16 protein-coding genes and 1 pseudogene are annotated in these 24,761 nt (G+C 61.0%); 8 read left to right on the top strand and 9 right to left on the bottom strand.

Going from position 1 to position 24,761, the window contains the following annotated elements; translation table 11 throughout:
• Window positions 1-138: 138 nt before the first annotated feature.
• A complete protein-coding gene (locus PXH66_RS02565) occupies window positions 139-1,029 on the bottom strand; it encodes an AraC family transcriptional regulator (RefSeq protein WP_330930260.1) in 891 nt (296 codons plus the stop codon).
• Window positions 1,030-1,134: 105 nt separating this feature from the next.
• Here PXH66_RS02565 and PXH66_RS02560 point away from each other — a divergent pair, with 105 nt between their 5' ends.
• The 4 genes from PXH66_RS02560 to mqo all read left to right on the top strand — a co-directional run bounded on the left by PXH66_RS02560 (window position 1,135) and on the right by mqo (window position 7,871).
• The gene (locus PXH66_RS02560) at window positions 1,135-3,327 is read left to right on the top strand and encodes a bifunctional rhamnulose-1-phosphate aldolase/short-chain dehydrogenase (protein WP_330930259.1); all 2,193 of its coding nucleotides are present in this window, start codon (window positions 1,135-1,137) and stop codon (window positions 3,325-3,327) included.
• Between the two features lie 203 nt (window positions 3,328-3,530).
• Window positions 3,531-4,970 (top strand): rhamnulokinase, encoded by a 1,440-nt coding sequence (locus PXH66_RS02555; RefSeq protein WP_330930258.1) that lies wholly within the window; start codon window positions 3,531-3,533, stop codon window positions 4,968-4,970.
• Window positions 4,971-4,986: 16 nt separating this feature from the next.
• Window positions 4,987-6,240 carry an L-rhamnose isomerase gene (locus tag PXH66_RS02550; RefSeq protein ID WP_330930257.1) on the top strand — a complete coding sequence of 418 codons (1,254 nt, stop codon included), beginning with the start codon at window positions 4,987-4,989 and terminating at the stop codon, window positions 6,238-6,240.
• Between the two features lie 131 nt (window positions 6,241-6,371).
• Complete coding sequence (mqo, locus tag PXH66_RS02545; RefSeq protein ID WP_330930256.1) at window positions 6,372-7,871, top strand: malate dehydrogenase (quinone); 1,500 nt, start codon at window positions 6,372-6,374, stop codon at window positions 7,869-7,871.
• On the opposite strand, the pseudogene PXH66_RS02540 reads toward mqo, so the two are convergent.
• From PXH66_RS02540 to PXH66_RS02515, 6 genes and pseudogenes are all read right to left on the bottom strand, one after another.
• Window positions 7,868-8,404: pseudogene (locus PXH66_RS02540) on the bottom strand (adenylate/guanylate cyclase domain-containing protein). The gene mqo and the pseudogene PXH66_RS02540 sit on opposite strands and share 4 nt — an antisense overlap.
• A 38-nt stretch (window positions 8,405-8,442) precedes the next feature.
• Complete coding sequence (locus PXH66_RS02535; protein ID WP_330932210.1) at window positions 8,443-9,555, bottom strand: 7TM diverse intracellular signaling domain-containing protein; 1,113 nt, start codon at window positions 9,553-9,555, stop codon at window positions 8,443-8,445.
• Between the two features lie 284 nt (window positions 9,556-9,839).
• On the bottom strand, window positions 9,840-10,349 hold the full coding sequence (locus PXH66_RS02530; RefSeq protein ID WP_330930254.1) for a YcjF family protein: 510 nt from the start codon (window positions 10,347-10,349) through the stop codon (window positions 9,840-9,842).
• A 4-nt stretch (window positions 10,350-10,353) separates the two neighbouring features.
• Window positions 10,354-10,917, bottom strand: coding sequence for a ParA family protein (locus PXH66_RS02525; protein ID WP_330930253.1), 564 nt, complete (start codon window positions 10,915-10,917; stop codon window positions 10,354-10,356).
• 152 nt (window positions 10,918-11,069) lie between these two features.
• Window positions 11,070-11,261 (bottom strand): hypothetical protein, encoded by a 192-nt coding sequence (locus PXH66_RS02520; protein WP_330930252.1) that lies wholly within the window; start codon window positions 11,259-11,261, stop codon window positions 11,070-11,072.
• Window positions 11,262-11,276: 15 nt separating this feature from the next.
• Window positions 11,277-11,900, bottom strand: coding sequence for a YcjF family protein (locus PXH66_RS02515; RefSeq protein WP_330932209.1), 624 nt, complete (start codon window positions 11,898-11,900; stop codon window positions 11,277-11,279).
• 180 nt (window positions 11,901-12,080) lie between these two features.
• Here PXH66_RS02515 and PXH66_RS02510 point away from each other — a divergent pair, with 180 nt between their 5' ends.
• Both PXH66_RS02510 and PXH66_RS02505 read left to right on the top strand, forming a co-directional pair.
• On the top strand, window positions 12,081-13,718 hold the full coding sequence (locus PXH66_RS02510) for a cyclic peptide export ABC transporter (protein WP_330930250.1): 1,638 nt from the start codon (window positions 12,081-12,083) through the stop codon (window positions 13,716-13,718).
• A gap of 382 nt (window positions 13,719-14,100) precedes the next feature.
• Window positions 14,101-14,997 (top strand): prohibitin family protein, encoded by an 897-nt coding sequence (locus PXH66_RS02505; RefSeq protein WP_330930249.1) that lies wholly within the window; start codon window positions 14,101-14,103, stop codon window positions 14,995-14,997.
• An 11-nt stretch (window positions 14,998-15,008) separates the two neighbouring features.
• Here PXH66_RS02505 and PXH66_RS02500 read toward each other — a convergent pair whose 3' ends face one another.
• The gene (locus tag PXH66_RS02500) at window positions 15,009-16,265 is read right to left on the bottom strand and encodes a polyamine ABC transporter substrate-binding protein (protein WP_330930248.1); all 1,257 of its coding nucleotides are present in this window, start codon (window positions 16,263-16,265) and stop codon (window positions 15,009-15,011) included.
• Window positions 16,266-16,336: 71 nt separating this feature from the next.
• The gene (locus PXH66_RS02495; protein ID WP_330930247.1) at window positions 16,337-17,119 is read right to left on the bottom strand and encodes a thioesterase II family protein; all 783 of its coding nucleotides are present in this window, start codon (window positions 17,117-17,119) and stop codon (window positions 16,337-16,339) included.
• Between the two features lie 144 nt (window positions 17,120-17,263).
• On the opposite strand from PXH66_RS02495, the gene PXH66_RS02490 reads away from it, so the two are divergent.
• Entirely contained in the window at window positions 17,264-23,791 is a 6,528-nt protein-coding gene (locus tag PXH66_RS02490) for a type I polyketide synthase (RefSeq protein WP_330930246.1), read from the top strand.
• Window positions 23,784-24,761, top strand: coding sequence for a hypothetical protein (locus tag PXH66_RS02485; RefSeq protein WP_330930245.1), 978 nt, complete (start codon window positions 23,784-23,786; stop codon window positions 24,759-24,761). The genes PXH66_RS02490 and PXH66_RS02485 overlap by 8 nt, the downstream gene beginning before the upstream one ends.

The raw sequence follows: 24,761 nt of genomic DNA, 5'->3' as shown, positions 1-24,761 counted from the left end.
GCGAAGGGGTGAAGCCATCAGCCATGCAAAAAACCATCGCGGTGACAACCGGCCAGACACCTTCAATCTTCATCGCGCCGGAAATCACGCCACAAACCTGTTCGGATCGTCCGAATCCGCCACGCGACTGCCCCCGGCTTAGGCGTTCGTGGCGCGCGTGCGCCAGTCGCGCGGCGACATCCCAAACTCGCGCTTGAACGCCGCCGACAAATGAAACGCCGAGCTGTAACCCAGCCGGTCGGCCACGTGGTCCAGCGTCACCCGCCCCGATCCCAACATGCGTCGCGCCTGCGTCAGCCGCAGTCGCGACAAATAACGGTGCGGGGCCATGCCGGTCGCCCGTTTAAACTCCCGCCGGAAATGCGTGTAAGAAACCCCGAGCCGACGCGCGAGTTCCTCCGCCCCGGGCGGATTCCGCAAATCCGCCGCCAGTTCGTGCTCGGCTTGACCCACCCAACCGACGCGTTGCTCGTCCGCCGTTTCGAACGCATCGCGCTCCATCACCAGGGTGAGCGCCTGCAAGCCGAGCGCTCCGCGTTCCGGGTCATGCGACGACGCCTGCTCACTCGCCAACCGTCGGTGAATCTGTCGCCACACCACCTCCAAATCGGCGGCTCGGGACGGTCGCACCATCCGCGCATCACGACCGAGCACTCCCGTCTCCTCGAGTTGGGTCACCACCGGACCTTCCAACTCGATCCACCATTCTTCCCAGCCCGTCGTCGGTTCGGGACTGTAGCGATGCCACGCGTGCGGCGGCAGAATCAACACGTCTCCGGGCCGCACCGTTTGCACGCCCGTGCGCCTCGATTCAAAGCTGCCTCGTCCGGTGCGCACCAACACGAGTTGCAACGATCCCAGCACCCGACCGCTTTCCCACCGAAACACGTGATCCGACGGATGCCCCGCTGGCGGATAGGTTTCCCCCGGGGCCACGACCTGTATGCCGCCGCCCGTCACCGCCACGCCCCATGCCTGCGTCATCGGTGATGAAGGCAGATACCGGGCAAAGTCGGGCGATTCGGACATAATCTGTATGTTTTTGATCAGACTACGCATTCAGATCAACGTCCGTTTCCGCTATACTCACCGCTCCCTTTCGCTCTACCCACGGTTCAAAACCTCCTTTTTCCCATGTCCACCTACCAGCACGTTACCTTCTCTTGGGACGACGCCAAAGCCGCGTCGCTCGATCCTGTCGACCGCCTCGTCTACCGCTCCAACATCCTCGGCGACGACCAGCGCATCACCAACACCGGCGGCGGCAACACGTCGTCCAAGTTGATCGAAACCGATCCCATCTCCGGCGAAGAGGTCGAGGTCCTGTGGGTCAAGGGCTCCGGCGGCGATCTGCGCACGTCGAAGCGCGCCAACTTCTCCTCCCTTTACCAATCACGCATGATCGAGTTGCAGCGCGTCTACGCCGCTCGTCCCGACAAAGGTCTCAAAAATCCCGGCGAGGACGCCATGGTCGCCATGCAGGCGCACACGACGTTCAACCTGAACCCGCGTCCGTCCTCCATCGATACGCCGTTGCACAGTTTTCTGCCCGGCAAACACATCGACCACATGCACCCCAATGCCGTCATCGCCGTCGCGGCGAGCGCGCGTTGCGAGGAGCTCACGCAGGAAATTTTCGGTGGCGCCATGGCTTACGTGCCGTGGATGCGTCCCGGCTTCGAACTCGGTCTCGCCATGCAGGAGATTTCGGAAAAACAACCCGACGTGAAGGCCATCATGATGGGCCAGCACGGTTTCATCTCGTGGGACGACGACGAGAAGGCCTGCTACACCCGCACCCTCGATCTCATCGAACAAGCCGCCGCTTTCATCGAGGAAAGATACGAGGCCAAGGGCGGTGACGCCGCCGCCTTTGGTGGCCAGAAGTTCGAGACGCTGCCCGAAGCCGATCGTCACGCCACCCTCGCCGCCATCCTGCCATGGCTACGCGGACAAGTTTCACAACAAAAGCGCCTCATCGGCACCGTCCAGGACGACGCCAAGATCCTACGCTTCGTCAACTCCGCCGACGCTCCGCGTCTCGCCGAGCTCGGCACGTCCTGCCCCGACCACTTCCTGCGCACCAAGATCAAACCGCTCTACGTGGATTGGAATCCGCAGACCGAGGACCTCGACGCTCTCAAAACCAAACTCACCGACGGCCTCGCACAATATCGCCTCGACTACGCCGCCTACTACCAGGCCTGCCGCCACGACAATTCGCCCGCCATGCGCGACGCCAACCCGACCGTCGTGCTCATTCCCGGCATCGGCATGATCGCCTGGGGCAAGAGCAAATCCGAGAGCCGCGTCACCGCCGAATTCTACAACTGCGCCGTCGAAGTCATGCGCGGTGCCGAGGCCATCGACACCTACATCGCGCTGCCGCAACAGGAAGCTTTCGACATCGAATACTGGTTGCTCGAAGAGGCCAAACTCAAGCGCATGCCCGCCGAGCAGGAGCTCGCCCGCCAAGTCATCATCGTTGTCGGCGCCGGTTCCGGTATCGGCAAGGAAACAGCTCTGCGCCTCGTCAAGGACGGTGCGCACGTCGTCTGCGTTGACCTCAATCTCGCCGCCGCCGAAGCCACCGCCAAAGAGATCACCGACCAATACGGTCAAGGCATCGGGGTCGCGGGCTCGGGCATCTCCGGCTGCGGTCCGGCCATCGGCCTCGCCGCCAACGTCACCGATCGCGCCAGCATCCGCGCCATGCTCGATCAGGTCGCGCTCGCTTACGGCGGTTTCGATCACATCTGCGTCACCGCCGGCATCTTCGTCCCTGCCGACACCACCGGACACATTCCCGACGACAAGTGGGCGCTCACCTTCGGTATCAACGTCACCGGCGGCTACCTCGTCGCCGACGAAGCCGCCAAGTCCTGGCGGGCTCAGGGTCTGCGCGGCAACCTCGTGCTCACGACATCCGCCAACGCCGCCGTGGCCAAAAAAGGCTCGCTCGCCTACGACACGTCCAAAGCCGCGGCGAACCATTTGGTTCGCGAACTCGCCATCGAGTTGTCTCCGCTCGTGCGCGTCAACGGCGTCGCTCCCGCGACCGTCGTCAAGGGCTCGGCCATGTTCCCCCGCGACCGGGTTATCGGTTCGCTCGCGAAATACGACATCGCCTACACCGACGATGAGGAGACCGAGTCCCTGGTCACCAAACTCGCCCAGTTCTACGCCGACCGCACGCTCACCAAATCGCCCATCACGCCGGCCGATCAAGCCGAGGCCTACTTCCTCCTCGTGAGCGAACGCCTCAGCAAGACCACCGGTCAAATCGTGACCGTCGACGGCGGCCTGCACGAAGCGTTCCTGCGCTAAGGAACTGGCTTATCCCACCGGAAGAAAACAGAACCCAGCAGGACACCAAATCTTCACAGGAGAAAACAGAGCGAAACGGAGAAGACAATATGTATTCATTTATACATTACGAATTCCACTCTCTTGATTGTCTCCCGTAAGAACGAGCCTGCCTCCCAGCTCTGTTTTCCTCCGTTCCCTCCTGTAAAAAACAACCTAACCCCGTGCCTGCTCCTCCCCTTCCTCTCCACTGCGCCGCCATTGATCTGGGCGCGACCTCCGGTCGTGTCATGGTCGGCACGTGGCACGGTAATGAACTTTCCACTACGGAGGTTCACCGCTTCCCCAACGCCCTGCGTTCGGTCAACGGCCACGACTACTGGGACGTCGCTGGCTTGTGGAACGAGGTTCAAACGGGCCTCGCGCTAGCCGCCGCCAGCTTGCCGTCCGGGGCGAGTCTCGCCTCGGTCGGAGTCGATACCTGGGGCGTCGATCACGTGTTGGTCGACGACGCCGGTCGCATGGTTTTCCCGACGCACGCCTACCGCGACGCCCGCACCCAACCCGGCCTGCAAGCGTTGCTCGATTCACCCGCCGATCTCGGCCGAATTTACGCCGCCACCGGCATCCCGGCCGTTTTCTACAACAGTTCACTGCAGTTGGCCGAAACGGTCGCCTCGTGTCCGGCCATCAAAAAACTGGCCACCCGCTGCCTATTTCTACCGGACTATTTCAACTACCTGCTCTCCGGCCGCATGGCCCACGGCCTCTCCATCGCGAGCACGACCCAATTGCTCGACGTCGGTAGCAACGACTGGTCGAAAACGGCCCTCAAACATTTCGGCGTGCCGCCGCGGTGGCTCGGCTCACCCATCAAGTCCGGCACCAAACTCGGCCGCGTGCGCGGCATGCCCGATTTGGGCAAAACCACCGTCGTAGCGGTGCCCGGCCACGACACCACCTGCGCCTACGACGCCATGCCGGCGGCGCCCGATGGCGATGACATTTTCCTGAGCTCCGGCACGTGGTCACTGGTCGGTTTCGAAAGCACGCAACCACTGCTCGGTGAGGAAGCGCTCGCCACCCGCGTGGCCAATGATCGCACCGGTCGCGGCGAATACCGCCCGCTCGTCAACGTCATTGGTTTGTGGTTACTGGAAGGCACGCTAAAAGCCTTCGATTCCCGTCCCGCCAACGATCGATCATGGAAGGCGCTGCTCAAAAACGCCGCCGCCCTACCCGCGCCCGCCCGACTGCTCGATGTCACCGATCCGGCCTTCGCTAACCCTCCGTCCATGAAGGCCGCCATCGACGCGCAGTTGCGCCGCCACCGCACCAAACCACCGCAGGAGCTCGTCGAGTATGTGCGCCTCATCTGTGATTCACTCGGCCAGGGTCACGCCGATGTCATCCGCCGTTTCGAGCACTTGGCGAACCGGACCTTCAAACGCATTCTCATGGTCGGCGGCGGTTCTAAAAACGCCCTCCTTTGCCAGGCCACCGCCAATGCCTCCGGACTGCCCGTGCTCTCCTTCAATCTCGAAGGCTCCGCCGTCGGCAACTTCGCCAACCAACTCATCGCGCTAAAGGCCGTGAAGAATCTCGCCACCTTCCGCGCGGCCCTCGCGACACAACTTAAGCCCAAAATCTACCAACCCCGTTAACCCTTTTCCCTATCTCATGAAGCCCTACGATTTTGCCCGCGACGCCTACGCTGAACTCGGCGTTGATACCGAGAAAGCCATCAAGAAAGCCCTCTCCATTCCGGTCTCTCTGCATTGCTGGCAGGCTGACGATGTGCGGGGTCTCGAAACGCCTCGCGAAGGTCTCGCTGGTGGCGGCATCATGGCCACGGGCGGCTATCCCGGACGCGCCCGCAACGGCGACGAGATGCGCGCCGACTTGTCCAAGGTGCTCGATCTGCTGCCCGGCAAACACCGTCTCAACCTTCACGCCTTCTACGCCGAGACCGGCGACACCGTAGTCGAACGTGATGCCATCGAACCGCGTCACTTCACCGGCTGGACCGACTGGGCCAAAAGCGAAAAAATCGGGCTCGATTTCAACCCGACTTATTTCGCGCATCCGCTCGCCAACGACGGCTACACCCTCTCGCACGCCGACAAATCGGTGCGCCAATTCTGGATCGACCACGCTCAGGCCTGCCGGCGCATCGCTCAGGACTTTGCCACCAAACTCAAGTCGCCCTGCGTCCACAATCACTGGGTGCCCGACGGAGCGAAGGACGCCCCGGCGGATCGTTTCGCTCCGCGCCAGCGCCTTCGCGATTCCTACGACGCGATCTTCGGCGATGATTCGATCGACCGCACCAAGTGCGTCGATGCGGTCGAAGGAAAACTCTTCGGCCTCGGCAGTGAGGAATACGTCGTCGGCTCGCAAGAGTTTTACTCCAACTACGCGCTGAGCCGCGACCTCGTGCTCTGCCTCGACCTCGGTCATTTCCATCCCACCGAATCCGTCGCCGACAAGGTTTCCACTCACCTGCAGTTCCACCAAAAACTGCTCCTCCACACCAGCCGCCCCATTCGTTGGGATAGCGACCACGTCGTCATCCTTGATGATGCGGTGCGCAACCTCTTCCTCGAGATCGGTCGCGGCAAGGCGTGGAACAAGATCTTCGTCGCGCTCGATTTCTTCGACGCGTCGATCAACCGCCTCGCCGCCTACGTCATCGGCACCCGCGCCACGCGTCAGGCGATGTTGTGCGGACTGCTCGATCCAACCTCTCGTCTCAAGGCCGCTGAGAAAGCGGGCAGCGGACACGAACGCCTCGCGCTCATGGAACACACCCGCGCCCTACCATGGGGCGTCGTCTGGGATGAGCTGTGCCGTCGCGCCAATGTCCCCGTCGGCGCCGACTGGCTCCAGGATGTCGCCACCTACGAAAGCAAAGTCCTAAGTCACCGCACTTAATACCCTACTGTTGTTTTTACAGAAGGTAACAAAGAGAACAAAGCCAGCCACGGCATCTTTCACTCCGCCTCTTATTCTGGTCTGCTTAGTTTCCTTCGTTACCTTCTGTAAGAAAATTAATATCCCTCGCCATGCCCTCTTCCACTCCTGACGTTGTTCTGATCGGCAGCGGCATCATGTCCGCCAACCTCGGTGTGTTGCTCAAGCAACTCGACCCGAACCTGAGCATTCACGTTTACGAAGTGGCGGATCAGCTTTCGCCCGAGAGTTCGCACGGCTGGAACAATGCGGGCACGGGCCACGCGGGTATTTGCGAACTCAGCTACACGCCGCACCGCGAACCCGACGGCACGGTCAATGTTGCCAAGGCGATCGGTATTTTCGAGGAATTCGAACAATCGCTCCAGTTCTGGGCCCACGCGGTGGATACCGGGGTCATCGATGATCCCCGCAGTTTCATCAATCCGGTGGATCACATCAGTTTCGTGCGCACGCAGGAACAGGTCGACTACCTGCGCGCCCGCCACGCCGGGCTGGCCGCCCACCATTTCTTTGCTCCGATGGAATTCACCACGGACAAGGCGCAGATCGCAACGTGGTCCCCGTTGCTGACCGAGGGACGCATCGACGAACCCATCGCCGCCACGCGCATGGTTGGCGGCAGCGACGTCAACTTTGGGGTCATCGCAACCAAGTTGCTCAACTGGCTCGGCCAGCAGGAAGGCTGCGCCGTCATGCCGGGCCATCGCGTTACCGATCTCACCCGCCACCCTGGGGGCGGTTGGCAAGTCGAAGCGCGCGAGCTCGCCACCGGGGCAACCAAGACTTCCTCCGCGAAGTTCGTCTTCGTCGGTGCCGGCGGCGGCAGCATCCTGCTCCTTCAGAAAGCCGGACTACCCGAAGCCCGCGGTCTCGGCGGTTTCCCCATCGGTGGCCAATGGCTCGTCTGCGACGATCCCGCCATCGTCGAACGCCACGATGCCAAAGTATACGGCCAAGCGCTCGGTGCCGCGCCCACCATGGCCGTGCCGCATCTCGACACCCGGATACTGGACGGCAAAAAGAGCCTGCTCTTCGGACCCTTCGCCTCCTGGACCACGAAGTTTCTCCACCAACATGGGAAATGGACGGACCTCCCTCGTTCGATCAAGCCGCACAATCTCGCGACCTTGCTCAAGATCGGGTGGAACAACCTCGATCTCGTCAGATACCTCATGCAACAGGGCACGCAAAGCATGGCCGACCGCATGAAAGTGCTGCACGAGTTTTATCCCGACGCGAAGGAAACCGATTGGAAACTCATCGACGCCGGCATCCGCGTGCAGGCGATCAAGAAAACCGACGGCGAAGCCGGCATCGTGCACTACGGCACGGAGGTGCTCACCAGCGCCGACCGCAGCATGTCCGCCCTCCTGGGGGCGTCGCCCGGCGCATCGACCTCCGTGCACATTATCACCAAAGTCGTGGAAAAGAGTTTCCCGCATTTGCTCGCCGGAGCAGACGGACTCGCCCGGATCCAAAAGTTGATTCCCTCCTACGGCATCGATCTCCAGGCCCCCGCCGCCGCCGCTCGCTACGCCGAGATCGCCCGCCCCGCCCGCACCACCCTCGGCCTGAAATTCGACGCCTAGCCGACGGACTGCGGCTTGAGGGAATAGACATCCAGTTCCCCCTTTGCCTTGATTTCGATTTTTCCGCGGTAATCAGCGTCAAACTTTTCGCGCACGAAATCGTAGGTGTAGGCGGAGACACAAACGCCGTCTGCATCGGCCTGAGTTTCCATGCGACTGGCCAGATTCACAGTGTCGCCAAAGACCTCTTAGGTGAACTTCCACTTACCGACCACCCCCGCCACCACCGGCCCGGAGTGTAGCCCTACCCCCATGTGCCATTTGATCGCAGAGGTCTCATTACGTTTCCGGGTGTAACCCAGCATCGCAAACGCCAGTGACGCCGCCCGCACCGCGTGGTCTTCGCATGGCTCCGGCAAGCCACAGGCCGCCATGTAGGCATCGCCAATGGTTTTGATTTTCTCCAGTCCATGTTGCGCGGCCAAGTCATCGAAGCCACTGAACAGCTCATTAAGTTCCGCAATCAGACGCTGGGCTGGAATAGAGGAAACGGTGGAGGTGAAGCCGCGAAAATCACTGAAAAGAATCGTCACTTCTTCATACCGTCGCGATTTACTGCTGCCGGATTCTTTCAGTTCGTGAGCGACTTCCTGCGGGAGTATATTGGCGAGCAAACGATCGGATTTCCCTTTCTCATCCCGCAGTTCCTGGGTGCGCTCAGATACCTCGGTCTCCAAGCGCACGTTTTGTTCGGCAATAAAAATTGTTTTTCTCGTTCCCGCTGCACATTGGCTTTCCCGAGCTTCTCAACTTCGACGACCTTCACGGCAAGTCGACGACTGGTCAAAGCGTAGTCGCGCGCCACGTGCAGTGACAACATGAAGGCCAACACCAGCACTCCGAAGTTCATGGAGTGCGTCGACCAGACCTCGGGGGGAACAACCTCGAGCACGCGCAAGGCATTGTAGACGATGACCACGGCAAAACAGGCCATGCCAGAGAACAACAGGATTGCGCCTTGCCGACGTGCCCGAACGGCATGGGTGGCAACGCGCAGGAGTTCGATGCTGCAAACAATACCGTAGCCCGCGGCCAGCTTGAAGGCCATGGCATCACCCCACCATCCGACCACCGGGATGACCAACCAACCGCAAACTTGCAGCACGCGGTAGAGCGTTCCCTGCGGCTGGCGAAGCAAACCGTAGACGGTCTGAAGGCCGAGAACCGAGAACAGCGGAATCACCGCCAGGAAAAGGTGGTGCGCGAGCCCATAGCTACCGAGATCGACCGCACTGGCCAGGGCCAACCTCGTCGCACTCAGCACCGCCAGCGACAACATGAAGCAGCCGGCCGCCAGATTCGGTCGTGGTTCGATCTTCAAGATCGCCAAAGCCAAATGGAGCAGCGCCAACATTCCCGGCACCGCGATAAAAAATAACAGCGGCGCTCGAATCGTGTCATTCCACCCCCGCGTTTCTTCCTCCCATTGGCTCGGAGAAATCAACCTGATGTGAAGGTCGAGGTTCAGGTTGGGCACTCCGGACCAATTTACCGCTTCGTGGTTGGAGTGGCGTAGTTCGAGAATCCCATCCTCGCCCGGCTGCAAACGCAACGGCAGCGGTTCCGCGTTGCGTAATACCGCGATCTCATCGCGCGGAGAACCACCCGGGCGGCCAGCCCAACCCAGCAACTCGCCGTTCAAGCGGATCTCTGTGCCGCCAGCTTGACTCACTTGGAGGAACAAAATCTCCGATGTCACGAGTTGGGACGTATCCAGTTTCAACCGCAACGCACCGTGTCCGGACCACGGTTCCGCCATCGCGACGGGGTTCTCGATCGATGTGAGGTGCTGCCAATTTCCCGCGTAACTGGCTCCGAACTCCCCCACCGTGGTCGGCACCGTCCATACCGGCAGAGTATCTGCGGTAAGTGCCACGGGAGGAGCACCGGCAACATGGCCCGCGCCACTCCAGATCCACAAGCACACCATGGCCCATGGATGGGGCGCTCCTCTGCGGTCAGGTCGGTTCACAATCCGACCATCGGGTTCAACGGCATCCGAGCCCAAGTGGTCTGGGAGAATTTGGTGAAATCTCCGCCAGCTTCATAATGCTCCACACACGAACGTCCCAACACGTAGGTGTAACCCGCCAATACCCCGGGCCACGCACCATGACGAAGTAGTCCGCCCACCACGGGTATCGATGCCACCAGGGTTTTGAACTGCATCGCAATCGCGGTGTGAGTGACCGCGAAATCGACGACTCCGATGGTTAACGAAGAGACGAGCACTCGCGCAGAACTCGCATCGAAGGGTTTGCCGTAGTATCGCGCCAATTCACGCAACATCGTGACCTGCAATCCGGCAATGGCTGCGCTGTTGACGACGGGAATCGGAATCAAATTCGCTCCCACACTGCCCAGCACATGCGCGTGAACAATGTCCATCGCTTTGCCTCGTCGTTGCTGTTCGAGCGCTTCCCACCGCCGCTGGCGGGCCGCATGGGCCGGAGATGCAATGGCGACCACGGCCGACATGAACTCAGAAGGTGATGATCTCCAACGAGACTTGCAAAATCTCTTCGCGAGCCGGTGCATCCAGAGCTTTCCATCCCAGCAACATCGCGTGCTGATAGGATTGGCGACGACCGACCTGGCACTTGAGCGGAGCAAGGCCAATGCGTTCGCCGAGCCGGGGCATCTCTCTGGCCAGCGTGGTATTGCGCTGCACCTGATTAAACAGCAACGCGGCCTTCTTCCCTCGATAGTGGTTTTGAATCACTTTGCTGGTCTCCTGCGATGTCCACAGATCGGCCGGCGAAGGCGATGACACCAGCACCACCCGGTCCGCCTCACGCAAACTCTGGTGCACCGCGTCAGACTCCAATCGTGGCGGCGTGTCGATAATGGTGGCGTCGTAGGTTTCGCCAGCGACCGCGAGCTCGACCCCCGACTCCGTTTCCTGCAACCAACGCGTCGCGGTTTTCTGGGAATCACGATCTATCAATCCCACCCGTCGCCCCGCATCCGCGAGCGCACATCCCAGCAGTATCGAAAGGGTGGTCTTCCCCGCACCGCCTTTACCGTTGCAGAATACAATCGTCATGATTTTCGGAAAGCAGTTGGGATCAGAGCCTTGTGGACCAATACATGCAACGCTTTCTCCCCACCGTTTTTACCGGCCGCCGAAGGTCAAAAAAAAACCCGAAGGCGACCGGCGCCTTCGGGTGAGAATCAATGGTGGGTAAGGACTGGAAATCAGGCCTCCGCCGTGGCTTCTTCCATCGGAGGAGCCGCCTTCTTTTCCGAGGCCAGCACGATGATCATGCCAACGAGCGGGGAGAGAAGGAAGCTCGCCAAGAGGTAGAGCCAAAAACCGAACTTACGTTCGCGACCAAGATAAGCGACCAACGCGCAGAGCGCGACATAGAGAATCCACATTACAACCATGACAGAGGGAGGGGGTTAGACTTTTACGGATACTACCTTCTTCAATCCCGACTGAACTTCTTGAGCCAAGCGGGATGAAAAATCTTTAGGACTGAAAGTCAGCAACGTGCCATCGGACTCGTAGTGAGCGATGAACACGCGGCCAACCGCATAGGTGATAGCGCCGGAATACAACGGCACCGAAATCATACCAAAAAACTGACCGACCCCTGGCAGGGTCTTCAGGGCGGAGCCGAAAGAGCTTTTGGCGAGAATACCGGGGGCCAACGTGCCGATGAGTGCGGTCAACGTCGATTTACCCACATTCTCCGTGAAAGGCTTGCCGTAGATTTTGGAAATATCGGCCAGCATCTTGAGTTGGATGCCGGCGATCGTGGCGATGTCCCATCCCGCAACCGGAATGGCGCCGGCTCCCGCCGCCAGCAGCGCGCTGGTGGTGACAACGGACTGCGCGGACGTCGCGCTGGGGGACAAGGTAACTGAGTCAGTGGATGCGCTCATGGTTTCTGGAACAGTGATTTTAGATGACGGTTTCTTTTTTGCGACGCGGCGAGGCTTTCGAGTCCGGGGACGAGCGGAACTGTCAAGCGAGGCGGCCAGCTTGCTTTTCAGCTCTTCATTTTTCGTTTTCCGCTTCATCTGCTGTTGGCTTTAGACCTTAGCTCGCTTAATGACATCCTTTAGTTTCAGTGGGTCAAGATTTGTTTAAATGCCATTGATCCATAGAAATAGGTGACTCTCCCCATTTGCCCGTCCTTCATCTAACCTCTTTCGCTGACTCAGCCCCGTATTGCCGGAATTACCCTTGGTGAACATCGCATGAATTTTCTTCGTTTTCTTTGGCACGAATCAGGGGCCATGGGCCGCCAAATCAGCTTCGCGACGTTTTGCAGCGGCGCCATCAGTGGATTTCTGGTCACCATTATCCTCGGGGCGGCATCAACCGCGACAGACAATACCAAAAGCTTCTCCAACTTGCTCATGTTCGCCGTGGCCCTGACCGGGATGATGACGGCCAAGCGCTTCAGTCTGCGACGCGCGACGGTTTTGACCGAAGGCATCGTGGAAAAGCTGCGTCTGCGGTTGGCCGATAAAATCCGCCGGGCCGAATTGTTTTATTTTGAGAAAATCGGGGCCGAACGATTTCACACACTGCTCACCACCGAAACTCAGGTCATCTCCAACACCGCCACGATGGCGATCAATGCCTCGGCCTCCGCCGTCATGCTGGTCGTCGCATTCGGCTATATCGCGTTTTTGTCCATTCCCGCCTTCGTGCTGTCGCTGACGGCTATATCGGTCACGATCATCGCCTACCGTTTGAGTCTGCGTTCAGTCGACCCGTTGTTGCGACAAACCGTGGAGCAGGAAAATCGCTTTTTCGCCCTCCTCGGCCATCTGCTCAAGGGCTTCCCCGAAATCAAAATGAACGTGCGCAAAAATCACGATCTGTTCGGCCAGCACTTGCAGCCGGCCGCCGCGACCTTGCGCGACCTCAAGGTCGATACCGGTCACCGTTTCGTGAATACCACGATCATCACGCACTCCGCATTTTATGTTTTGCTGGCAGTGGTGATTTTTCTGCTTCCCCGACTTTCCCAGGTTGAGCCCAGCGTCATCGTGAAAATCAGTGCGGTGGTGCTCTTCATTTTTGGTCCTTTGGCCGAGGTCGTGGGCGTGCTGCCTTTTCTGGCCAAAGCTTCCGTGGCGATCGACGCCATTGAAAAAATGGAGCAAAGTCTCGACCGGGAAGTGGGGAGTCACCCCCCGGTCGACCTTGAAAACCCACCCCGGTCTTGGGACTTTGAATCCGTCGGCGTGCGGGACCTGCGGTTTCAATACGAAAATGCCGACGGCAGTCCGGGATATGCCCTCGGTCCTATCAATCTTACGTTCAAACGAGGCGAAACCGTCTTCATCAAAGGCGGCAACGGCAGTGGCAAGTCGACCTTCCTCAAGCTTTTCACCGGTCTATACCCTCCGCGGGCCGGCTGCATCACCGTCAATGAAAAGGCGGTGCTCGGCCCTCAACTGCAACGATACCGGGAACTCTTCTCGATTATCTTCACCGACTTTCACTTGTTCGATCGGCTCTACGGCCTCCACGCCATCGACGATGAAGCCCTCGCCCAGCTCATCGATGACATGGAGCTGACCGATAAAACCGCATTTCAAGAGGGCCGATTCACCAACATCGAACTTTCCACGGGACAAAGGAAGCGCCTCGCATTGATCACTGTGCTGTTGGAAAACAAACCCATTCTGATCTTCGATGAATGGGCCGCCGACCAGGATCCCACCTTCCGACGCCACTTCTATCATGAAATTTTGCCCGCGCTGAAAAAAGAAGGGAAAACCATCATCGCCGCCACTCATGACGATCACTACTTTGATACCGCCGATCGCGTGTTAGGGATGGATTTCGGCCGATTCGTGGCCGACGAAAGCAACAATTAGGGCTTTCGTCAGCTGCTTGCTTGGCCTAACTCATCGCCTCCACCCCGTCATGTCCGACTCGCCCGCCAATCCGCCTCCCCCTTCTTCGCCTGCTGGCGGCGACGCATTGCGTTCGAAGGCATCCCCGGGCAACGCCGACACCTCACCACCCGAGGCCGCCTCAGGCGCAAACGTTTCGGCCGGACCAAAAATTCCCGTCATGCCGCCAGCGCCCTCCCGGCCGGCACAGAACGATGAACCTTTGGCCTCAGAGGTGGCATCTCCTCCGCCCTCCATGCCGCCTCCGCCAAAGCCCCCGCCCCCGCCGTCCCGCGGCAGCGGCGCAAGCGGTTCAGATGATCGGTCTCCCCGCCCCCGTCGACGCCGCGGTCTGTTCGCACGCATGCGCTACAACCTCGGTGAGATTTGGACCGACAACAAGATACTCCTGGTCTGTTCGTTCTTCGTTTTCACCTTCCTGGTCGCATTCTTCTGGAACGACATCTTCGTGCTCGTCCGGCCCGGTGAACGCGCAGTGATCTATCGGCCCTTCAGTCAGGGCACCGACATCGAGAACACCTACAATGAAGGTCTGCAGATCCTGGCCCCATGGAACCGCATGTATATTTACGATGTGCGGGTGCAGCAGGTCGCGGATGAATTCACGGTGCTTTCCTCGGACGGTCTGGAAGTGAAGATAAATATTTCAATCCGGTTCCGTCCTCAACGTGAAGACCTTGGCCGGCTCCACAAAGACATCGGCCCGGAATACGTCGAAAAAGTGGTCAAACCCGTGGCCCAATCTCAATTCCGTTTCGTATTGGGCCAATACAAACCCGAAGAAATCTACACCTCGCAAGGGTTCATCGTCCAGACCGCCAAACAGGGCTCCCTCGCGGAAATGGCTGATCGCTTCATTCTGCTGGATGATTTGTTGCTGAAGTCAGTCACCCTGCCTCCGCCCGTCGCCGCCGCCATCGAGTCGAAACTCAAAGCTCAACAACTTGCGCTCGAGTTCAACTATCGGATCGAAACCGAGGCCAAGGAAAAGGAGCGCAAGCGGATCGAGGCCGAGGGTATTCGCACCTTCCAAGACATCATCTCATCCGGCGGCATCTCTGATTCCTACCTTCGTTTTCGGGGCATCCAAGCCACCTTGGAACTGGCTAAATCCCCCAACTCCAAAATCATCGTGATCGGAGGTGGTAAGGATGGCCTCCCACTCATCCTCGACGGTCGCAACGACACCCTCGCAACACCGCCCCTCCCGGTTCCGGCGGAAGCAGCTCCGGCTCCGTAAAGACCGCTGGGCTAGGTGGTAAGATCAACGTCCTCGATCTCCAGCTCTGGGATGGGAGGACTTTGCGGTGGTTCTGCCACGGGGCCCGGTTTCCCGGTCAGCTGACTCCAAACCCCGCGGTAGTAATCATCCATTTCGCCCACGTCCTTCAGGTTGAAATTTTTACCTGACGGATGAATGAAGAACGAAGGGCCATTGATCAGATAGCGATCAATGTAAGGCGTCGCCCCGTCCACCGTGGTGGCGTAAAAGGAATAATTGGTGACCGCCGCCGCGATGTGCGGACGCATGAAAAAGCTCACAAAAGCATGGGCCGCGTCGATCTCTTCGCACGAGGTGGGCAATGCAAACGAGTCCATGAACACAATCGACCCTTCCCGCGGTAACGCGATGCGCAACGCCTTGTTACCGGGCAACATTTTAGGCTGCGGATTCAAGACCGTGGGCGCGCTTGCAGGATAACCGCTGAGCGCCTTGGTGACATCCCCCGTCCACGCCATGGCCATGCCATAAGCCCCCGTGCGCAGGTTCTCCGGCACATCGGCCGAATCATAGCGGATCCGATCACGTGCGTCGGACAACACCCGCGCCGCCGCGTCGATTTCCTTTTCGTTCAGGCTGTTCGGATCGTAACCGAGATAGATCAACGCCGATCCCAAGGTGAAACGAGCGTCGTCCAACATGGCTACCTTTTCGATCGGTCGAAAATCGCGCAACGCATCGGGTATGCGAGGCGCCGGTTGCAGCGAAAACAGCGCCCCCCAACTTTTGGGTAATCCCACTACGCGATCACAGTCGTAGCCGATGCCGGTGGAGCCCCAAATGTAGGGGACAATATACGGATTCGAAGATTCAAACCCCACAAATTTTTCCACGCTGAAAGGCTTGATCAGCTCTTCCGTCGCCAAGGCTTTGGCCGCAAAAGCCGACGGCATGACCAAATCGGCTTTCACCGCGCCGGCCTGCAGGATGGATCGCAAGTCCTCGTTTGATTCGAACGTTTGATAATTTACCCGATAACCGGATTCACTTTCGAACTGCTTGAAGAGTTCTTTGGGAAAATAACCGTCCCACACGAGGATGTTCAGCGTGCCGCGCAATCCCACAGCTTTCGTATGGATGTTCCGGAGTCGTTCGCACCCGGCCAAACCCAGGCCCGCGACCATCGCCCCCGTCCCCCTAAGCCAATCTCGGCGCGACCAGCGATCCATCATCCGGGCGGAATCGGACGCAGACAATTGAGCGGGGGCGGAGGTGGCTTGGGCCATATGAGACGTCTATTTTGTCATCCGCCCGATTCGCTTTGCAAGCTCCGCACCGGATCAATTGCGGACGCGTGTCAGCGTGGCGCGACTTCCTCCGCCCACTTCGCCATGCGCGCCACCATTTCGACTTTTTGTTCCTGATGGAAAAAATGTCCACCTTCGACCCGGTCGACGGTGCATCCCGCCACGGTGTATTTCGCCCACTCGCCGGCCGCCGCCTCCGTAGTGAACGAATCGTCCACCCCCACCAGCACCTTCAGAGGCACCGTCAATGGATCGAACGAAGATTCCGCTGCATAGTCGTCCACCAGTTTGAAATCAGCCTTCAGCACCGGCGCGATCAACTCTCGCATCTCGGCATCCTCCAAAAGCGCCGTCGGGAGATTTCCGTAGCGTTCCGCCACCGCCTGCAGGAACGCGTCGTTCGATAAATGGTGCAAAGGTGGAAAACGGCGAGGCGCATGGGGTGGGTTCCTCGCCCCCAGCACGACCAATGTCGGCATCCGACTACTGCCCGCCTTCTGCAAGCGCCTGGTCACCTCGTAAGCCACCAACACGCCCATGCTGTGTCCGTAAATCATGACCGGCACGCCGTCGGCTCCGGCTAGTTCATCCCATTGCTCCGCCCAGCGCTCCGCCATGACATCCACCGAGTCGATCAACGGCTCGCCCCAACGACTCTCGCGCCCCGGATATTGCGCTGCTCGCACTTCCACCCCGTGAGCTGCTAAAGGTGCCGCCCACGGCTGGTAGGTAGAGGCCCCAGCTCCGGCATGGGCAAAACATACCAATCGCACCCGGGGGGAAGCTAAAGGACTTGGAATCAAATACAAACGCGATCGGGCTATGGCAGACATGCGACAGAAGATGCTCCGGTGATCGGCCGGACGCGCAAGTCGCAAAAAGCTGAACGGGTTGGTTAAAAAAGCCTGTTGCAGCCCCTCCCTCTTTGCTCCCTGACTCCCCTCTCGCCCTCGCCCCCCTAAGGTCCTTTCCACGCTGTGCCCGCCAACGCCCCGGAACCCCGCTTTGCCACCTTGACCGCGCTCTTGAGCTATCGCGCGGCCGGAGCCCCGGATCGACGCGCCTACGTGCACCTCGCCGACGGCGAAAACGAAACAGCCAGTTTTACCAACGCCGCCCTGCACGACCGCGCCCTGCTGATCGCTCACCGACTGGCACGCATCACCACCCCGGGTGATCGAGCCTTGTTGCTCTACCCTCCGGGCTTGGAATTTATGGCAGCGTTTTTCGGCTGCCTCTACGCCGGTGTCATCGCGGTGCCTAGCTATCCCCCGAAACGCAATCGCCCCGATCCCCGCCTGCAGATCATTTCGGAAGACGCCGATGCCCACCTCGTCCTTACCGATGTCACGGTGCTCGCGGAGATCGAACCTCGATTACAGAATACGCCCTCACTGCGCGCCCTGACTTGGCTTGCCACCGATGCCGAATCCGCCCCGGAGACAGACACGCCTGCCCCATCGTTGCCCGACCCCCGGCCCGACAATCTGGCATTCCTCCAATACACGTCGGGGTCCACCGCCACGCCCAAGGGCGTGATGGTTTCCCACTCCAACCTGCTGCACAATCTCGACGACCTCGACCGCGGCTGGGAACACGATGCCCACAGTGTCATGATCACATGGCTGCCCATTTTTCACGACATGGGTCTGATCTATGGTGCACTCATGCCGCTGTATCGGGGTTTTCTTTGTGTCATGCTGCCTCCGGCGTCGTTCCTGCAACGTCCGGTGCGGTGGCTCGAAGCGATCAACCGCTACCGAGGCACCCACAGCGCCGCTCCGAATTTTGCTTATGACCTGTGTGTCGCGAGCACCACACCGGAACAGCGGTCCGCTCTCGACCTCTCCTCATGGCACATGTCGCTCAACGCCGCCGAACCCGTGCGCGCTCATACCTTGGCGGCATTTAATAACGCGTTTGCCCCCGCCGGGCTCGACCCCCTGACGGTCAAACCGGGCTTCGGCTTGGCTGAAGCGACCTTGAAGGTCACGGCGCTGCCGCGTGCCGAGCGGGTTACGATCGTGCATCTCGACAGCGACGCTCTGGCCCGGCACGAGATGCGTGAAGTATCTCCCGACCAAGCCGGAGCGACCGCCATCGTCGGGTGCGGTTGGGGTCAGGTGGACAACAGTTCTCTCATCGTGGACCCCGACACCTTTGAACCCTGTTCGCCCGATCGGGTGGGCGAGATTTGGTTTCGCGGCCCCTCCGCCGCTCAGGGGTATTGGCAACGCGATGAAGCCTCGCGGGAAACATTTCAGGCCCGGTTGGCCGACGGCACCGGCCCTTTCATGCGCACCGGTGATCTGGGCTTCGCGAAAGGCCGGGAAATCTTTGTCACCGGCCGCGTCAAAGACCTCATCATTCTGCGCGGGCTGAATCATTATCCACAGGATATCGAGCTCACGGTGGAGCGCGCCAGCGACGCCATTCGCGCCAGCTGCACGGCTGCGTTTTCCATCGACACCCCCGCCGGCGAAGCGCTCGCCATCGTCGCCGAAGTTGAGCGCACCCATTTGCGCAAATTCGACCACGACGCCGTGGTTTCTTCGCTGCGCTCCGCGGTCGCCTCCCACCACGAACTGCCCGTGCACCGGCTGGTGTTTCTCAAACCGGCCAGTATTCCCAAAACCTCTTCCGGGAAAATCCAACGCGCCCTGTGCCGCCGCCTGCTGCAGGAGGGAGAACTCAAAATCATCGCGGAGTGGGTGCAAACGACAGCGACACCTCCGGCCCCGAACACAGCTTCCGGCGACCAGTTGGAAACCTTCATTCGTGAGGCCCTGGCCACCCTGCTCAAGGTCGATGCCGCTCACCTCGACCCGACGGCTCCGTTCGCCGAGCAGGGCGTCGATTCCTTGGCTGCAGTCGAATTGTCCGGTCTGCTGGAACAACACTTGGGCCGTCGATTACCCCCGACGCTCGCCTACGATTTTCCCCATCTCCGCGCACTGGCGAAGCATCTGAGCGAGACGGGGAGCCACCCGTCCACCACTCCCCCGGCGGCCCCAAACGAAACCGTCCACCGTGAACCCATTGCGGTCGTCGGCATGAGTTGCCGATTCCCCGGGGCACCCGATATCGATGCCTTCTGGTCTCTGCTCACGGAAGGCCGTGACGCCATTACTCCAGTTCCGGCGGATCGGTGGAATGCCGCCGACCACACTGCTCCCGCCTTCGGTGGTTTCCTTGCGCAAGTCGATCAGTTCGACGCCGAGTTTTTCGGTCTGTCCGCGCGCGAGGCCAACCTCCTCGACCCACAACAACGGCTTTTGCTCGAAACCTCCTGGGAGGCGTTGGAACACGCCGGAATAGATCCCACTTCACTCGCCGGAACCCCGACCGGCGTTTTCATGGGGATCAGCACCCACGATTACCGACTGCTCCTCGCCCGCTCCGACCAAGGCACCGCCGCCCATACCGGCACCGGCAACGCCCTCAGTATCGCCGCCAATCGACTCTCCTATTGGCTCGATCTGCGGGGACCGAGTCTCGCGCTCGACACGGCGTGCTCCTCCTCGTTGGTCGCCCTGCACCATGCAGTCCGCAGTTTGCGCAGCGGCGAAACTTCCGTCGCTTTGGTTGGTGGCGTCAATCTGTTGCTGGCACCCGATGTGAGTGAAAGTTTCGCCGCCGCCGGGATGCTCGCGCCTGACGGTCATTGCAAGACGTTCGATGCCGATGCCGACGGCTACGTCCGCGGTGAAGGCGCCGGCGTCGCGATCCTCAAACCGCTGTCCGCCGCTCAGCGTGACGGCGACCACATCTTCGCCCTTATCCATGGATCGGCCCTCAACCAGGATGGCCGCAGCAACGGCCTGACCGCGCCCAACGGCCCCGCCCAACAGGCCGTCATCCGTGCCGCCCTGCGCGATGCCCATGTCGCTCCTCATCAGATCAGTTTCCTCGAGACCCACGGCACCGGCACTGCCCTCGGTGATCCAATTGAAGTCAACGCCGCCCGCGCCGTCCTCGCGGTCGATCGCGACCCGACCGCTCCTTGCACGCTTGGTGCCGTCAAGACTCAGATCGGTCACCTCGAGGCCGCGGCCGGGATGGCCGGCTTGATCAAAACCGTGCTCGCGCTGGAGCATCGCACCTTGCCGGGAAACCTGCACCTGAACTCTCCGAGTCGTCACCTCGATCAGGCCGCTCCGGTCCTGCGACTCGCCACCACGACCACTGCTTGGGATGCCGGAAAACGCTTTGCCGGCGTAAGCTCGTTCGGCTTCGGCGGCACCAACGCTCATGTCATACTCGGAGAGGCTCCGCAGCAACGAACACCGCGCGAGACACCGAAACATCGCGCCCCCGCCCCCTACCCTCTCTCCGCCCGTTCCCCCGCCGCGTTGGCGGCCCTGGTTCAAGCTCATGCGACCCATTTGCGCGCACTGCCGGAGACGACCTGGCCCGATGCCGCCATTACCGCCGCCACCGGACGTGCCCGCTGGACACATCGCGTGGCGGTGGTCGCGACTTCACCGGTTGAAGCCGCTGAACTTCTCGCCGCCGCCTCCGCTTCGTTCCGCACCGACGAGCCTCCGCGGGTAGCGTTTCTCTTTTCCGGCCAAGGGTCGCTCTTCCCCGGTGCTGGTATTGATCTCATCGATACGTGTCCGGCCTTTGCCGCCGCTTTCTCGCGTTGTCAAAAGCACATCCTCGAAATCGCGGGTTGGGACGTCAAAGAAGCGTTGGGCTCCGAGGAAAAACTCGCTCAAACCGAGTTCGCGCAGGTCGCCTTGTTCACGGTGGAATACAGCCTGGCCTGTGTCTGGCAGGCCTGGGGAATCAAGCCGGTCGCGGTGGCGGGTCATAGTGTGGGCGAATACGCGGCCGCCGTGATCGCAGGTGCCATGGAGCTGGGCCCGGCGCTGTCACTCCTGGTCACGCGCGCCCGACTCATGGGCGCGCTCGGCGAAACCGGCGCCATGGCCGCCATCATGGCCTCGGCGGAAAACGTCGCACCGCTGGCGACGCAGCACGGGACCGAAATCGGTGCTTATAACAGTGCCCGACAAACCGTCATCACTGGTTCGGCCGCCGCCGTAAAATCCACCATGGTCGCGGCCGAAGCGGCCGGCCATCGCGTCGCACTGCTATCCGTGCGCCAAGGTTACCATTCCGTCGAAATGGACCCCATGCTACCGGATTTCACCGCCGCCGCGAAAAGCGCTGCGCTCGGCGAGCCGGAGCGGGTTTTCATTTCGTCAAGCACAGGACAACGGGCTACCGGAGAACTCGCCACTTCCGAATATTGGATCCAGCAGATCCGTCGTCCGGTCCGTTGGGCCGCCGCCGCCGCCGCCTTGGCCGCGGAATCCTGCGATGTCGTCATCGAAGTGGGTCCCCGCAATCTGTTGGCCGCGTTATCCGCGCAATCCTGGCCGGATCAACCCGTCACGTGGCTGACCAGCCTGCAACGCGACACGACGGGACGCACCACCTTACTCCAAGCGGCATCACAGGCTTGGTCCTGCGGGGCGCCCGTGGACTGGCACCAGGTCCATGCCGGCATTGCCCACCGACGCATCGCCCTGCCGACTTATCCCTTTCAGCGCGAGCGTTATTGGTTTGCGGATACATCAAACACCGTCCCCCCGCTCCCGGACCAAGGCTTGATTGATCGCCTCACCGCCGACGACGCCTTAACCCCTTCCGAGATAGCGGCCATTCCCGCGGTCCTCGCGGCGCTCCATCGCACCCACCGCGCCCACCGCGCCCAAACCGATGAAGCCGCTGCGATCACCCATGAGGTCAAGTGGCACCCTGCCCCGCTCGTCGCCAACTTCACCGCAGCCGATCAAGGTTGGCTGATCGTGGGGCACGCCCCGACACTGGGCAAAGCCCTGCCTCAAGCCACCTCCGCCGAGAGTTTCGTTCCGGGTCCCTGGAACACCGTGGTTCACGTCGCCGGTTCCGCCGCCGCCAATGTCGAGTGCCATCGCCTGCTCACCACCATACGAGGTCTGCTCTCGTCCGCCACGTCAGCCCGACTGCGAATCGTGACCCGTGCCGCCGCGCCGGTCGGACCCGACGATGGTATCGTCCTGCAACTCCATCACGCCGCCGTGTGGGGCATGGGTCTGGCCTTTGGTCTCGAACAACCGGAACGCTGGGGCGGGCTGATTGATCTGCCGCCCCAGGCTTCCGCCGACGAAATCCCCGCTCTCGTCGCCGAGTTGCAGTCTGACTCCGGGGAGGATCAGGTGGCCTGGCGTTCCCACCGGCTCGTGCCGCGACTCAATCCGGTCAAACTACCGCAGGCCTCGCCCCCCCCCCTATCCCCGCATGCCTCCTATTGGGTGACCGGCGGTCTGGGGGGAATCGGTTTGCAGGCAACACGTTGGTTGATCGATGCCGGAGCCCGTCATATTATCCTCTCCAGTCGCAGCGATCCCAGCGACGCCACGCGAGAGACGCTCGCCGCCATGGCCGACGCATCGGGCGCCACCATTAAAATCGCCGCGATGGATGTCACCGCGGAGGACGCGGTCAACGCCCTGCTCGACGAGGCCGCCCACACCGCGCACCCCGTCCGGGGCATTCTTCACGCCGCCGGCGTGTTGCGCAATCAACCGATCGAAGACGTGACCCCGACAGACATCGACCAAGTCCTCGCCCCCAAGGTCACTGGAGCGCAGGTGCTCCACCAGGCCACCCGGAAGCGTTCACTCGATTTCCTCGTCTTTTTCTCCTCCATTGCTTCCGTCTGGGGTTCCCGCTGGCAACTGGCCTATAGCGCGGCGAACGGCCATCTCGACGCACTGGCGACACATCGTCGCGCCCTCGATCTGCCCGCCGTATCCATCAACTGGGGACCATGGTCCGGCGGTGGCATGGCGGGCGCCGCGGAACAAAAATTGCTCAAACGGATGGGCATCACCGCTCTCTCCGCCGCCATAAATTTCTCCGCGTTGAACGATACACTGGCCGCCGACCGCGCCCGCGTGATCGTGGCCCGGGTGGACTGGCCGGTGTTTCGCAGTCTGGTCGAACTCCACCGCCCCAAACCGCTTTTCGAAAACCTCGAGGATCCGAATACGAACGACGTGACCATCGACCCGGCCACGCCCAACCCGTGGGTGCAAAAATGGACGCTGCTGCAGCCCGATGCCCGCGACTCCGCCGTTCGCGCCTGGTTGCAAGTCGAACTCGCCGCCGTGCTCGGCCTGAAGTCCGGTCGACTGCCCGATGTGCGCACGGGATTTTTCGATTTGGGCTTCGACTCCCTGCTCGCCGTGGAGATGCGCCATCGCCTGTCGCGCGCTCTCCAACGGCCGTTCCGCGCCACGTTGGCCTTCGACCACAGCAACATTGTCGCTCTCGCCGCCCACATCGTATCCGTTTTATGGCCACAGGTAGCAGCTGAGTCTTCCGCACCGCAAACGATGACCCGCATCGCCCCGTCGCCCGAGATCGATCCGAGCGCCACGGACGAAGACTTGGATGCAGCGCTGAACGCCCGACTCGCCCGGCTCGAATCCCTGACCCGCGATGACTGACATTCCGTCCGCGACCAGCCTGCCGCGCGTGATCTTCGTCGATGGTTTACCCGGCTCGGGTAAATCGACCACCGCGCAACGCCTCTGCCTGCATCTCAACCGCCACGGTCACCCCGCCCGATGGATATTTGAGCACGAAGATCCGCATCCCGTTTTCCCCGAACCCGCCGTGCGCGCCTGTCGCACGCAAGCCGCCGATGCGGATCCGACGCTCTTTACTCGCGCACTCACCGGCTATGCCACTTTGGCCCGCGAACTCACCGACCGACCCGGCCTCACGCTGCTCTTGGAAGGCACGCTGTTCCAAACCGCGGTGGGCACGCAGGTGCTCACGGATCAGTCGCGCTCCACCATTGATGCCTTTTTTGACCGGACGCTCGCCACGCTCGCCCCCCACCAGACGGCGTTGATTCAGCTCCGTGCGCCGGACGTGGCTGCCAGTCTCCAGCACACGGCCGAAAAACGCGGCGATTGGTTCCCTGAGTTTTTGGTTGGCCAACTCGCAGCCACGCCCTTGGGGCAACGTCACGCCGTGACCACTTGGGATGGGGCGGTGGCACTACTCGCACAACACCGGGCGGTTTGTGACGAACTCTTTGATCGTTTTCCCGGCCCCAAGCTTTCAGTGGACCCCACGGCGGGGGACTGGTCCCGCCGCAACGCCGCTTTCACCGATTTCCTCGGTCTGCCCGCTTTGACCGAGCCTGAAATCGCTGCTGCGTGCAACGACTTCGTCGGCACCTATCGGGCGGACGGCACGGACACCGAATCCGAATTGATCCTCACGCCGGAAGGTTTGGCACTCGCCGGCCCACCCTCCGCTCGACTGTGGGCCCGACCAGATGGAAGTTTTGAGGTCGAGGGCATCGCTATGGAACTCACTTTCAGACGGGACGACTCCGGGAATGTAACCGGTTTCACCTGCGCTCCCCGCCTCACCGAGCTACCGCTCACGTGGCATCGTATTTGA

It is taken from the genome of Synoicihabitans lomoniglobus (assembly GCF_029023725.1).
Taxonomy (GTDB): domain Bacteria; phylum Verrucomicrobiota; class Verrucomicrobiia; order Opitutales; family Opitutaceae; genus Actomonas; species Actomonas lomonigloba.
Note: the sequence above shows the minus strand (reverse complement) of the source record. Positions and strands in the feature narration are given on the sequence as shown.